A 14155-nucleotide genomic window follows, 5' to 3' on the forward strand; every position below is an offset into this window, starting at 1 on the left:
CTTTTTTATGATCGTTTTCTATCTTTAGACTAGCAGATGAAAGCGTTTTTGTCAATGATTTCTAGGTGGAGCAGAGTACTCTTCTTCCTTAGGTAGGTAGATATCCTGATTGGCTTTTATAATGAGCATATCCTTAACATCTGCTTTGTCTGTCTTGTAGGGGTTGGCAAATTCATTCTCTTTTTGTCTAGGGTGTTCTCTTTGAGCTTTACGATAAATACCGCCATGCTGAGAAGAAATATCTAGATTGATACGATCGAATTCTGCCTTAGAAAGAAAGAGTCTTAAGTCGTTATGAGAGTCTATCTCAACCTTACCACGGACCTTGATATTTTCAGCATAGATGTGTTCCTCTTCGGTCTTGACCTGACTATCTGTCAATTCGGTATCAAAGATATTGATAATACGAGGTGTCGTTAGTGTACTGTTTTTGATAGAGCTTTCTGTTATTCTTAAGAGATAGCCTTTTGTTTTAATTGTCGCATTTTCAAGGTTGGCTTGCCGGATAGTGGTCTGTCCACGATTGGCTGAGACGGTGATAGCTTGCAGCCTTCTTCCTTTAGGGAGAGAGAGAATGACTTCGTCAAAACGGTGAGAATAACTGCTGGCAATACGAAGTAGGCCTTCGATTCCTGAACCGAGAAAGCGATGTTGGGAGGCTTGTTTGTCAGTGACGCTCAGTGTTTTGTCACTCATGCCAGTAGTCAGATCGTGACGACCAGACACAGAAGGATGATAGGTGATGTGGATCTTGTCATCTACAGACTCTGTGATGGTTAGGCTATGTTCCTCAAGGGCTAAATCAAGTTTTTCCACTTCATTTCCAAAGGTTACTTTTTCGATACGATTGTCATAGACGGGGTCTTTTGACATGGCAAGTAAACTTTGAATACCATTGGACTGGGCACCTACAATAATCATGATAAAACCAAGGATCGTGGAAACCACACCAAAGATGAGAAATCCTTTTGTCAATTTACGCATGTCTGTCACCTCTCTTTCCTTTTTTAAGAATCCATTGCACCAAGCGGACGACCAGGAGGCCAAAGAAACGAGCTACATAGGAGATGCCCAGTAGAACAAGAGAAGAAGCACCGATAGCAAGCAAACCAGCCCCAAAAATTAAGATAAAGGCAGATTTGGCTTCGACCAGAACACTAAAGCTCTCTACGATAAAGATTCCGCCCAGCAGGATACCCGTCACAGAGACGGTGAAAAAGGCTAGAATGACAGAGACAGCCGCGATAAAAAGCCCGATAATGGTTAAGATAATTGCAATTCCAACAGGGATTCCGATAGGGGCTGCTAGTAAGGCCAAGAGTGCAATGTGCAGCAGTTGGCGGTCATTCTTTTGAGCAGGGGCTTCATTGACCTTCTTATTGAGGAGGTTAGAGAGGACATCATGAGCCGCTTCTTTTGGAGTGCCCAGACTGGCAATGAGCTCCTCTTCGCCCTCTGGGCCAGCATCGTCAAATAGTTCCTTAAAGTAGTCCATAGCTTCGATGCGGTCAGCTTCAGGCAGTTTATGGAGATAGGTTTCTAACTGAGTCAGATAGTCAGTTCTTGTCATGGCGGATACTCCCTTCTATGATGCCGTTGACGGTGTCGGTATAGAGCGTCCACTCTTCCTTTAGAGTAACGAGCTGCTCTACGCCCCGATTGGTCAAGGAGTAGTATTTGCGCATACGCCCCTGAAACTCTCTAGAGTAGGTGGTCAGAAAGCCACTGGCTTCCAATTTTTTGAGAATGGGATAGAGCGTAGATTCTTTGATATTGGCGATGAGCTTAATGGTTTGACTAATCTCATAACCATAAGAATCCCCCTGCTCCAGTACAGCCAAGATGAGAAACTCAATCAAGGCAGAAGATGTTGGGAAGTACATGGGAAACCTCCTTTATATTATATAAAAATTTTATATATACTCTTTTCAAATATATTGTATCTCAAGTTGAAAGCCCTGTCAAGAAATATGTGTAAAAATTTTACATATAAAAAACTCCTAGTATAAACTAGAAGTTTAGAGGGTATTGTCAGTCTTTATCTAAATTTTATCATAGATTTCTTATACTTAATTTTCTTATCCAAAAGTTTCAATAAAGGGGTAACGTATTCAGGATTCGGAAACTTAGGACCGAAAATAACTTCACCGATTTGAATTGAATTTTTTCGTTCTATATAAAGTTTACCTACTCCAGAGGTTTTGTCAATTTTGATTTCCTTATTATTTGGGTCTAGATTAGCATAGCGTAAGATACGAAGTTCGTTTTCATATTTGTAATCGACAGATTTAAATAAGTAGCGAATTTCTTCGATACATTCAGAGATGGCATCTTGATAATTCTCCTCCGTGACTTTTGAACCGATATCTAGTTTTTCTTTTAAACTATTCAATAAGCTTTCTAAATCTTTTATTTCGGACCTATCAAATAGTTCGGTTTGTTCAAGTTCTATATCTTCACGTATATTTTTAACATAGGCAATTCGGTAGAGATAATCTACATTTCCTTTTGAAGCACTATCTTTTTCTTCAGGATTCGTTTCAGTTCCTTCGCCATTAACTGCATTGACTGAATTTTCGCTTTCATTCCGAGAGATAGATCTTTCAAAACCACTATCTAATTCAGATTTCATTAAATACATCTTATCAGAGAATTCTAAAAAGTTTTTTTCTTGACGCCAAGAAACATCATTGAAGGAAGTAAATCTTGAAAAATCATCTTCCCGAAGTACTAGACAAACACCTTTAGCGTCATCACCATACTGAGACCACATGGCTAGGTCATCTGTTTTACTAGTAAAACTCATTAAAAACCAGGAGCTTGGTTCCAAAACATCTCGTCTATCTAAGCCCAACATCTGTTCTATGACGATTCCTTCCTCAGGATCATTCATATAATTTGCATTATACAGGCGAGTTTTTCCAGATACTGAAAAATAACCTTTCTTCTTTTCATTCTCCTCTTGATCTAACATAATTTGGAGAGTGCTTCCCTTGGTGTAATGGCCGAATTTAAGCACCTGATTTTTATCCTCGTCTTTTAATCCCAGTTGATATTTGATTTTCTGAACAAGTTGATAAATTGATAGCAAGTTATTTAGTTCAATCGAGTCTTCTTTATAACAATCTGCCCATTTTTGTAAGATAGCATATTTAGTATTCTTTAAAAGACCTTCCCTTAGGATAAAGTTGAATAGTTTATAAGCAACACTGTTACAAACATTATCATCACGAAAAAATAGGTCATCAAAGTTTTGTAACATAAAGTTGGAGAATTGTTCATAGAGATCTTCAATTATTTCTTTGGTTTGAAGACGTTCATCTAACTCCGTTTGATGATTAAATAAGCTTGCTAAGACCATACCATATATAAAAGCAATTTCTTCAGATTCTCGGAAGGGTTCATGTTCATGCAATTCCTGTAATTTTTTAGCAGTGGTTTTGAGTTTATTTAACTCAGTCTGCTTATTTGATAAATTGAACAAACTCATGGCATACTGCAAGGTTATATCATGTGAATCCTGGAATTGTTGCTGTAATTTCTCTAATTCCTCGGCAGTAGTCTCGAGTTCCTTCAACTCAGTCTGCTCGGTTGATAAATTGAACAAAATCATAGCATACGGCAAAGCTATATCATGTGATTTATGGAATTGTTGCTGTAATTTCTCTAATTTTTCGACAGTAGTCTCGAGTTCCTTCAACTCAGTCTGCTTATTTGATAAATTGAATAAAATCCTAGCAAATGCTTCTGCTATATCATGTGATTTATGGAATTGTTGCTGTAATTTCTCTAATTTTTTAGCAGTAGCCTTCCGTTCTTTCAACTCAGTTTGCTTGGTTGATAAATTAACCAAAATCCTAGCAAATGCTTCTGCTATATCATGTGATTTATGGAATTGTTGCTGTAATTTCTCTAATTTTTCGACAGTAGCCTCTAGTTCTTTCAACTCAGTTTGCTTGGTTGACAAATTGAACAAAATCCTGGCATACTGCAAAACTATATCATGTGAATCCTGGAATTGTTGCTGTAATTTCTCTAATTTTTCGACAGTAGTCTCTAGTTCCTTCAACTCAGTTTGCTTGGTTGACAAATTGAACAAAATCCTGGCATACGGCAAAGCTATATCATGTGATTTATGGAATTGTTGCTGTAATTTCTCTAATTTTTTAGCAGTAGCCTTCCGTTCCTTCAACTCAGTCTGCTCGGTTGACAAATTGAACAAAATCCTGGCATAACGTAAAGCTATATCATGTGAATCCTGGAATTGTTGCTGTAATTTCTCTAATTTTTCGACAGTAGCCTCTAGTTCTTTCAACTCAGTTTGCTTGGTTGACAAATTGAACAAAATCCTGGCATAACGTAAAGCTATATCAGGCGAATTCTGGAATTGTTGCTGTAATTTCTCTAATTTTTCAACAGTAGTCTCTAGTTCCTTCAACTCAGTTTGCTTGGTTGATAAATTAACCAAAATCCTAGCATAACGTAAAGCTCTATCATGTGAATCCTGGAATTGTTGCTGTAATTTCTCTAATTTTTCGACAGTAGCCTCTAGTTCTTTCAACTCAGTTTGCTTGGTTGATAAATTAACCAAAATCCTAGCATACCGCAACGCAATGTCTTCTGATTCAGGATATTGTTCATAAATATTTCTTGCTTTTTCTGCTAGAGCTTCACAGGCAGTCTTATCTGTCTCCTTGGTTGATAAGTCAAAGAGCTTATCTAAATCTGCTTTACTTTGATCCAAATTGTATTTCTGTTCATCCATTCTATGCACCTCGCTTAAAATAGTAGCTATCTTATAAACTAATTTATTTTTCGCATGACAATTAGTTTCTATACATCTTATTATATCAAAAACACTACCTTTCTGCTAACAGATGGATGGTGCTTTTTCTTGATAGAAACGCCTAAAAAACCAGACAGAGTCTGGCTTTGCATTGTTTATAGCTGTGATGGATTTTAGAAGAATTAAAGAATCTTATCCGCCCGATCCACCATAAAGAGTGAGACGGTCATGATGATATCGATGACTAGAAGGGCAAGGACAGCTGGGATCCAAGATTGGAAAAGTTCAAAACTGTAACCAAACAAGGTAGGACCAAAAGCTGCTAAGATGTAGCCCCCTGTTTGCGCTAGTCCTGATAGCTGAGCCGTCTTTTCAGGCGAACTGGTTTTAAGAGAAAAACAAACCATGAGGTAGGGGAAGAGGGCGCTGCAGGCCGTTCCAATCAAGAGGTGGACGACTAACCAGTAGAGGAAACTGCTACTTGGATACAAGAGCATGGCAATTCCTGTCATCCCAGCGATAGAGATAATTGTTAGCATGATTCGACGGTGGCCGTCTGACAGATGAGTCGTCAGACTTGGAACAGTCATTGAAAAAGGAATGCTGATCAGCGAGAAGATAGAAGCTAGAAGAGCCGCATCACTATTAGAAAGACCAGCACTAATAGCAATCGTTGGAAGCCAGGTCATGCTCGTATAAAAGAGCAAGGACTGAAGACCACCAAAGATAATGATGGCCCAGACATCTTTACTTTTTAGAATATTTTCTTTGACTTGCTTTTCTTTTTGGCCTTCTAGATAGTGGTTGTGGCGATGATTTGGCAACCAGACTAGCAGAGTGACCAGACAGAGAAAGCTGAGAACGAGGATGAGGCCCTTCCAAGAACTAGCTTGGGTGATAGGGACCGAAAGATATGAAGCGATGGCTGTCGAAATTCCCATGGCAGTGACATAGAGAGTTGTTAGGAAACTAATCTTTTGAGGCTGATTTGCCTGGATCATACTTGGGAGGAGTACATTGAAAATGGCGATGCTCGCTCCGATGATCAGAGTTCCCAGATAGAGAAGGGGAAGATTGAAGATACGAATGGCAGAGCCAACAGTTAAGAGGAGAAGACAGTAAGTAAAGAGATGTTCTAACCCGATCTTTTGTGCCAAGCGGCTCGCAAAAGCCGAGAAAAGAGCAAACATCAAGAGAGGGAGACTGGTTAAAATCCCAAGAGAACTAACCTCCACTCCTAATCCCTGAGCGATATCTCCTAAAATGGTTGGAAGAGCAGTGAAAGGAGAGCGTAAAACAGTCCCGATTAAGACAATTCCTAGGATAAAAAAGAGTGATTGTTTTTTCATAAAAACCTCGATAGGATGATTTTAATAACAGCTTATTTTAAGTTTTTTTCTATATAATGTCAAGTAATGACAGCTAAGAAAGTTCGATTAATTTAAGCGAGAATAGAGTGAAAGGAGATACATTTCTTTACTAGAATTTTCCTTGATTTGATATAAAAATAGGAAAGTGAGAAAATTTGTGATAAAATAGTGGAAGGAAATCTATATATTGGAGAAAAACGGTGCCTGAAAAGCAAAAAATCAGCGTCTTGATGTCGGTCTATGTAAAGGAAAACCCGACGTTTTTGAGAGATGCTATCAAAAGTGTTCAAAATCAAACCTTGAAACCGAGTGAACTTGTTCTTGTTGAGGATGGGCCCCTCACGCCTGAGCTCTATCAGGTGCTAGATGAAGTGGAAGCTCAGTCAGACATTCCAGTGAAACGGTGCCCCGTAGAGCAAAATCAAGGTTTAGGCTTGGCTCTTCGTTACGGTGTTTTGCAGTGCCAGCATGACATTATTGCCCGCATGGATACGGATGATTTAGCCGTTCCGGATCGTTTTGAGAAACAGCTTCAACTAATGGAGAAAGAAAATCTCGATCTCTTAGGCGGGCAGATTGCAGAGTTTATTGATAATCCAGATGAGATCGTGTCTTATCGTCGTGTTCCAACTCAGCACGCAGACATTGTGGCTTATCAGAGAATGAGAAGCGCCTTTAACCATATGACAGTCATGTTCAAAAAGGACATGGTCCTCAAGGCGGGCAACTACGAAGACGGGCTTTATATGGAGGATGATCTCCTTTGGCTCAATATGATTACGGCAGGTGCCAAGACTGGCAACCTAGATCAAATCTTGTGTAAGGTTCGTGTAGGTGCAGGGATGTTTGAGCGTCGAGGTGGCTTGCGTTACCTTAAATTCTATCGTCAAGCTCGCCAACGGATGCTGGAGCGAGGGCAAATTTCTTACAGGGAATATGCTAAAAGTATGTTCATTCAGGCAATTGTTGCACTTTGTCCAGGTTTTGTTCGTCAGTTTATCTTTGTCAAACTTTTAAGAAAGAGCAAGTAAGACCTGATAGATTGAACGATTCGGGTTATCATAACAATAGTATCATCTGACTCTTTTAAGGGGGAGTAAATTCCTATGAATAAAAAACTAACAGATTACGTGATTGATCTGGTTGAAATTTTAAATAAACAGCAAAAACAAGTATTTTGGGGGATATTTGATATTCTGAGTATGGTGGTTTCCATCATCGTATCTTATATCTTGTTTTATGGCCTTATAAATCCTGCGCCTGTGGACTATGTGATCTACACTCTTTTAGCCTTCCTTCTCTATCAAATCATAATTGCATTTTGGGGGCTGAATGCTAGTATTAGTCGCTACAGTAAGATTACGGATTTTATGAAAATCTTTTTTGGAGTGACTCTCAGCAGTGTTCTTTCTTATGGAATCTGCTATGCCTTTCTTCCATTATTTTCTATTCGTTTCATCGTGCTCTTCATTTTGTTGAGTACCTTCCTCATCTTGCTTCCTCGCATCACCTGGCAGTTGATTTATTCTAAACGTAAAAAGGGTAGTGGAGATGGAGAGCATCGCCGTACCTTCTTGATTGGTGCGGGAGATGGTGGTGCCCTCTTTATGAATAGCTATCAACATCCAACCAGCGAGCTTGAGATAGTGGGGATTTTGGACAATGATGAAAAGAAAAAAGGGCAAAAACTAGGTGGAATCCCAGTCCTAGGCTCTTATGACAATCTACCTGAATTGGCCAAACGTCACCAAATCGAGCGTGTTATCGTAGCAATCCCTTCGCTTGATCCATCAGAGTATGAACGTATCTTGCAGATGTGTAATAAACTAGGTGTCAAATGTTACAAGATGCCTAAAGTTGAGACGGTTGTTCAAGGTTTACATCAATCGGGTAGTGGTTTCCAAAAAATTGATATCACGGACCTTTTGGGCCGTCAGGAAATTCGCCTTGACGAATCACGTCTGGGTACTGAGATTACAGGCAAGACCATCTTGGTGACAGGAGCTGGTGGTTCGATTGGTTCGGAAATTTGTCGCCAGATTAGCCGCTTCAACCCAGAGCGTATCGTCTTGCTTGGACATGGTGAAAATTCAATCTACCTTATTTATCATGAGTTGATTCGTAAATTCCAAGGGATTGATTATGTTCCTGTCATTGCAGATATTCAGGATTATGATCGTCTTTTACAAGTGTTTGAACAGTACAAACCAGCTATCATCTACCATGCTGCAGCCCACAAACATGTTCCAATGATGGAGCGCAATCCAAAAGAAGCCTTCAAGAACAATATCCTCGGGACCTACAATGTTGCCAAGGCTGTTGATGAGGCCAAAGTACCTAAGATGGTCATGATTTCGACTGACAAGGCGGTTAATCCGCCGAATGTTATGGGGGCGACTAAGCGCGTGGCAGAGTTGATTGTCACTGGCTTTAACCAACGTAGCAAATCAACCTACTGTGCAGTTCGTTTTGGGAATGTTCTTGGTAGCCGTGGTAGCGTGATTCCTGTTTTTGAACGCCAGATTGCTGAAGGTGGTCCTGTAACGGTGACAGACTTCCGTATGACACGTTACTTCATGACCATTCCAGAGGCTAGCCGTCTGGTCATCCATGCTGGCGCTTATGCCAAGGACGGAGAAGTCTTTATCCTTGATATGGGCAAACCGGTCAAGATCTACGACTTGGCTAAGAAAATGGTCCTTCTAAGCGGGCACACAGAAAGTGAAATTCCAATCGTTGAAGTCGGTATTCGTCCAGGCGAAAAACTTTACGAAGAACTCTTGGTTTCGACCGAATTGGTTGATAACCAAGTCATGGATAAGATTTTCGTTGGTAAGGTTAACGTCATGCCTCTAGAAGCCATCGATCAAAAGATTGAAGAATTCCGTTCACTCAGTGGAGATGAGCTCAAAGAAGCGATTATTTCCTTTGCAAATGAGACAACCCACGTTGAGTAAGATCGCCCAACTAATTATAAATAAAAGGCCAAGGTTCTGTTTGTACAGGACCTTGGCCTTTTTACTCTGTAATTTCAAATCGTTGTATTATTTATAGTTGCTTAATGATATCGTCAATGGTACGGGCAATCCAGTCAGGCTGATAGCTGATTAGATCAGCCTCTTCTCCAAATCCCCAAGTAACAGCAAACTTTTTAATGCCAGTTTCTTGGGCTCCGATCATATCAAACTTGGTGTCCCCGATGATGAGGACTTGGTCTGCATGGAGTTGATGCGTTTGCAAGGCAAAACGGATGACATCCGCCTTGTGTGGCGTTTCAGGACTGGAACCGTAAATGCTGTCAAAGAAATGATGGATTCCCAGATTTTTAGTCATATCATGAGCAGTAGGAGTATTCTTTGTTGTAGTGATGTAGAGAGGGTAGTTTTGCGAAAGCTCTTGAAGCAATTCCGTTATTCGGGGGAAGAGTTGGGCTTCGTGGATGCCTTTTCTCTTGTAGTAAGAACGATAGATTTGAACAGCTTCTGAGATTTGTTCCTTGGGAAGGCATGTTGCAAAACTACTTTCAAGTGGCGGTCCCATAAAACCACGAATGGTTTTGGCATCAGGGCTTGGAACTCCTAGCTCTTTAAAGGTATGGGTAAAGGCATTGTGTATCCCGATGGAACTGTCAACCAGGGTTCCGTCCAGATCAAAAAAGATTGCTGAGATAGAGGGCATAGTTTCTCCTAATAGATATAGATAAGCTTATTCTCCGAAGATTTCTTTTTGTAGGCGACGACCAGTAGGTGTGGCGGCGAGTCCACCCTCAGCCGTTTCACGAAAGGCAGTTGGAAGACTTGATCCGACTTGGTACATGGCATCGATGACTTCGTCAACAGGGATCTTAGACTCGATACCTGCCAAGGCCATGTCTGCTGCGATAAAGGCAAAGCTAGCCCCCATGGCATTGCGTTTGACACAGGGAACCTCGACCAAACCAGCGACGGGATCGCAGATGAGGCCCAGCATATTTTTAATGACAAAGGCGATAGCTTGACTAGCCTGATAGGGGGTCCCACCTGCAGCCAAGGTCAAGGCTGCGGCACTCATGGCAGAGGCAGAGCCAACTTCGGCCTGACAGCCACCTTCAGCACCTGAGATAGAGGCATTGTTTGCGATGACTAGTCCAAAGGCACCAGCAGCAAAGAGGAAATCCAGCTGTTCTTCGTGACTAAGATCTAATTTTTGGATAGCAGCAGTTAGAACGGCTGGCAGACAGCCAGCACTTCCTGCGGTTGGAGTGGCGCAGACCAAGCCCATCTTCGCATTGTGTTCATTGACCGCGATGGCATTACGGGCTGCTGATAGGATGGTAAAGTCCGACAAGGCCTTGCCACTTTTGAGATGGCGGTCTAGTTTGGCCGCGTCTCCGCCCGTTAGGCCACTACGGGATTTATTTTCACTGAGACCGAGCTCGACAGAGGCTTTCATGACTTCTAGATTGCGTTCCATGAGGAGGAGAACTTCTGCACGTTCCCGACCAGTTAGTTGATATTCTGTCGCAATCATGAGTTCGGCGACATTTCCTTGGAAGTCTAGATCTGCTTGCTCGACCAATTCTTTGATAGAATAAAACATGTTTCCTCCTACTTAAAGAAATTGACATTGTGGAGATGAGGGATTTTTCGGATTTCTTCAATCGCCTCTTCGCAACTTCGACTATCGACTTCTATAATCATAATGGCTTTTTCTCCAGCTTTTTCTCGAGTCACATTCATCTGAGCGATGTTGATATCGAAACGAGAGAGGGCTTCAGTAACATGGGCAATCATACCTGGAACATCCTGATGTACGATGATAATGGTTGGTGTGTTCATGTTGAGAGAGACAGCAAAGCCGTTAAGTTCCGTAACTTGGATATTTCCTCCACCGATGGAAATTCCTGTCACACTGATGGATTTGTGTTCATTCTTCACAGTAATTTTAGTGGTATTAGGATGAGGAGCGTTGCTGTCTTTCTGAATGGTCCAGACAATCTTGATACCGCGTTTATGGGCAATCTCGAGGCTATTTGGAATATCAGGATCATCCGTATCCATACCTAAAATACCAGCGACGAGAGCAAGGTCCGTTCCATGACCACGGTAGGTTTTGGCAAATGAGTTAAATAATTGGAATTCGACTTCTGTCGGCGTATCATCAAAGATGGAAGAGACAATTTTCCCGATACGAACAGCACCAGCAGTATGGCTACTTGACGGGCCAATCATGACTGGTCCGATAATATCAAAGACAGATTGAAAACGAAGTGAGTGCATCTGTTTCCCCTTACAAAGATTCTTATATCTATTATATCAAAGAATGGACCTCTGCGCTTATTTCCCTTATCAAAAGCTTAAAATGATTAAAGATAGTATAAAATAAGGTCTTTTGTGACAAAAACCTCCTTAAAACGGTAAATATAAAACATTTTTGTAATATTTCTACATATAACCGTTAAACAACAGTAACATTTAAAAGGTATCATAGATATATTCAATAGAAGGAGAATTTTTAGATATGTCATTAACAACTAAAAAAATCAAAACAACTATCGCAGGAGTAGCAGCTTTGCTTGCTTTCTTTGCCCCAGCTCTTGCCTCTGCACAAGAAACTGTAACTTACACAGTTAAATCAGGTGATACTCTTTCAGAAATCGCTGAGAAGTACAACACAACTGTTGAAAAATTGGCAGCAAAAAACAACATCAAAGATATTCACCTTATCTTTGTTGACCAAGTTTTGGTTATCGAAGGAACAGCTTCTACTGTAGCTCCAGCAGCAACAACGGAAGAAACAGCTCCAGTAGCTACAGAAACAGTTGAAGAAGCTCCAGCAGCAACAACAACTTATGAAGCCCCAGCTGCACCTGCAACTCCTGCAGCACCAGCAGCAGAAAGCAACACTGCAGCAACTTCTACTGTAAGTGGTTCTGAAGCAGAAGCCAAAGAATGGATCGCTCAAAAAGAATCAGGTGGTAGCTACACTGCTACAAACGGACGTTACATCGGACGTTACCAATTGACAGATTCATACTTGAACGGTGACTACTCAGCTGAAAACCAAGAACGTGTAGCAGATGCCTACGTTGCAGGACGTTACGGTTCATGGACAGCTGCCAAGAACTTCTGGCTTAACAATGGTTGGTATTAAGAACGAACTAACAGAATAAGAAGTAAAAGTTGAGGAATTTCCTCGACTTTTTTATATTTCCTTTGGTTGATAATAGGTCTCTACTTCTTTTTGGAGATGAGATAGCATGGAGGTCTCATTGGTTAGCTCCAGAAGGGAGAAACCTTTTTGGATAAGTTTAGGATCATCCGTACAAATCCCAATACGGACATAGCAGATAGCAAGTCTATCGTAGTTTTTCTTGTTCTTGGCGTCCTCCAGTAAAGTGTAGCAGATTTGTTGACACATGTTTTTATCTTGATTGTATAAGTAAATGGTAGAGAGGTTGAGTAGAATTGCCATTCGCAAGTCATATAAATGTTGATAGTTTTTATAGACTTCTAAGCGGTGCAAGATTTTTCCAGTGATGAGATGGATATGTTCTATAGGAAAGGTAAAGAGAATGGTATTGAGAATTTTTAAGTCATTCTCGTACCAAGTGTCCTGCTTTTCTATCTTCTTCCATAGCTTCTTTACAGTATTATTAACTTCGATTGACAGTTTTTTAGTCCCATTTTGGCGGATATAGATAACAATTTCTAGCATATCTCGTATCTCTTTTATGGGGAGGTTGTGGTGAGTTTTAAGGTAGTCTTGACATTTTTGAAATAGTTTTTCGAGTTCACTAGTCCCTAGGATTGAGCTCATATTGAGATAGGTTTGCATAATTTCTGTGCGTTGACTTGGTTGATAAAGTTGACAGATATAGTCAAACTCTTCAAAACTCATATTGACTTGTCGGAGAAGAAATTCCATATTCTCATATTTAGGAGTTGCCTTGCCACTTTCTATTTTTGATAGGCTGGTTCTTGAGAGAACACCCCCACAGACCTCCTCCTGAGTCAGTCCTTTTGACTCACGTATTTCTTTATAGACCTTTCCAAAATCGTAGCGCATGATTTCCTCCTTTTCGTGAAAAAAGTTAACATATTTTATTGTGTTATTAAAAATATTGTATCATAAAGGCATAAAAACTAAAGTAAAGTAAAAATCTAAAATAATTTTGTGAAAAAGCCAACAAAAATCTTTGACGTTAAGAAAAGAGTTATAATATAGCTATAAAAAGATAGGAGAAACATTATGGATAAAAAAGTATTTCGCTTTTTGGTCTTTTTTTGCATTCTTGGTCACCTTAGCTTCACAGTTTCCGTGGAATTGGCCAATATAATGTGCTAGTTATTTAATCAAGAGAGGAGGGAGCTTACGACATATAGAGACGTAATGTGCTATCATTAGCCAATTGGTGTTAGATTTGTATAGTGCTAGGGGGTGATATTTTTGAAAAGAAATAAAAATGACTATATAGTTGATTTTATTTTTGGTGTCGTTTTCATGGGATTGCTGTTGACGGGTTGTTATATTTCATTTTTTCAACCAGATATTTATAAGATTCAAATTATATTTTTGATACTGTTAACATTCCCTATTAGTTATGTTGTCATTAAATATTTTATAAGAAAGTAGGTTTGCAAATTTGTTCATCTATAAAATATGATTAGGGGAAAAAGAGCATCTTATCTAGGTAACTAAGTGCTATAAACACAGTCAACGATCACTTATTAGAATTGTATTTTAATTAGGCTTAATAAGAATGGAGTATTCCTATGGAAATCGTATGCCTCTTAAGCTCCGAATACCTTAGTTCTCGTGATTTTGAGCTATTCTAGCTTTAGAATCCTTCAGAACGTAAAATTTTAAGCAATCAAAGACCTAGAATAACCCTAAAACATTTATTTTATAGCAATTCTAAACGTAGAGTTGCATGGATATGTATGGCTTCGACCTATTCGATGGTTAGGACAGCTCTATTCAGGGAAGTCTGGACGATCAATGGTTTAGAATAGTATTT

The 14155-nt window shown here is 39.9% G+C and carries 12 protein-coding genes; 3 read left to right on the forward strand and 9 right to left on the reverse strand.

The genetic code is table 11. The features are described 5' to 3' along the window. Positions 1–51: 51 nt before the first annotated feature. From PG086_RS00535 to PG086_RS00555, 5 genes are all read right to left on the reverse strand, one after another. Positions 52–984: a DUF4097 family beta strand repeat-containing protein gene (locus tag PG086_RS00535; RefSeq protein WP_270747168.1), complete on the reverse strand. Its 933-nt coding sequence runs from the start codon at positions 982–984 to the stop codon at positions 52–54. Beyond that, positions 977–1570: a DUF1700 domain-containing protein gene (locus PG086_RS00540; RefSeq protein WP_057488933.1), complete on the reverse strand. Its 594-nt coding sequence runs from the start codon at positions 1568–1570 to the stop codon at positions 977–979. The genes PG086_RS00535 and PG086_RS00540 overlap by 8 nt, the downstream gene beginning before the upstream one ends. Beyond that, positions 1557–1883: a PadR family transcriptional regulator gene (locus tag PG086_RS00545; RefSeq protein ID WP_000273860.1), complete on the reverse strand. Its 327-nt coding sequence runs from the start codon at positions 1881–1883 to the stop codon at positions 1557–1559. Before PG086_RS00545 ends, PG086_RS00540 begins: the two co-directional genes overlap by 14 nt. Positions 1884–2038: 155 nt before the next feature. Beyond that, positions 2039–4765, reverse strand: a complete 2727-nt coding sequence (locus tag PG086_RS00550) for a DUF2971 domain-containing protein (protein ID WP_270747170.1) — start codon at positions 4763–4765, stop codon at positions 2039–2041. A 203-nt stretch (positions 4766–4968) separates the two neighbouring features. Beyond that, on the reverse strand, positions 4969–6135 hold the full coding sequence (locus tag PG086_RS00555) for a CynX/NimT family MFS transporter (protein WP_057488867.1): 1167 nt from the start codon (positions 6133–6135) through the stop codon (positions 4969–4971). Positions 6136–6356: 221 nt separating this feature from the next. On the opposite strand from PG086_RS00555, the gene PG086_RS00560 reads away from it, so the two are divergent. After that, entirely contained in the window at positions 6357–7187 is an 831-nt protein-coding gene (locus PG086_RS00560) for a glycosyltransferase (RefSeq protein ID WP_167265751.1), read from the forward strand. A gap of 75 nt (positions 7188–7262) precedes the next feature. Then, positions 7263–9113, forward strand: a complete 1851-nt coding sequence (locus tag PG086_RS00565) for a polysaccharide biosynthesis protein (protein ID WP_167265753.1) — start codon at positions 7263–7265, stop codon at positions 9111–9113. A gap of 91 nt (positions 9114–9204) precedes the next feature. Here PG086_RS00565 and PG086_RS00570 read toward each other — a convergent pair whose 3' ends face one another. Genes PG086_RS00570 through sdaAB form a run of 3 tightly spaced genes read right to left on the reverse strand, consistent with a single transcriptional unit; the run spans position 9205 to position 11414 of the window. Next, positions 9205–9834: an HAD-IA family hydrolase gene (locus tag PG086_RS00570; RefSeq protein ID WP_270747179.1), complete on the reverse strand. Its 630-nt coding sequence runs from the start codon at positions 9832–9834 to the stop codon at positions 9205–9207. Positions 9835–9861: 27 nt separating this feature from the next. Further along, complete coding sequence (gene sdaAA, locus PG086_RS00575; RefSeq protein ID WP_033584753.1) at positions 9862–10734, reverse strand: L-serine ammonia-lyase, iron-sulfur-dependent, subunit alpha; 873 nt, start codon at positions 10732–10734, stop codon at positions 9862–9864. A gap of 8 nt (positions 10735–10742) precedes the next feature. Next, positions 10743–11414, reverse strand: coding sequence for an L-serine ammonia-lyase, iron-sulfur-dependent subunit beta (gene sdaAB / locus PG086_RS00580; RefSeq protein WP_000555868.1), 672 nt, complete (start codon positions 11412–11414; stop codon positions 10743–10745). Between the two features lie 241 nt (positions 11415–11655). On the opposite strand from sdaAB, the gene PG086_RS00585 reads away from it, so the two are divergent. Beyond that, positions 11656–12288 (forward strand): LysM peptidoglycan-binding domain-containing protein, encoded by a 633-nt coding sequence (locus PG086_RS00585; RefSeq protein ID WP_270747181.1) that lies wholly within the window; start codon positions 11656–11658, stop codon positions 12286–12288. A gap of 51 nt (positions 12289–12339) precedes the next feature. Here the strand turns inward: PG086_RS00585 and PG086_RS00590 are convergent, their stop codons facing one another. After that, on the reverse strand, positions 12340–13203 hold the full coding sequence (locus PG086_RS00590) for a helix-turn-helix domain-containing protein (protein WP_270747183.1): 864 nt from the start codon (positions 13201–13203) through the stop codon (positions 12340–12342). Positions 13204–14155 lie beyond the last annotated feature (952 nt).

This window comes from Streptococcus halitosis (assembly GCF_027691175.1).
In the GTDB taxonomy this organism is placed as follows: Bacteria; Bacillota; Bacilli; order Lactobacillales; family Streptococcaceae; genus Streptococcus; species Streptococcus halitosis_A.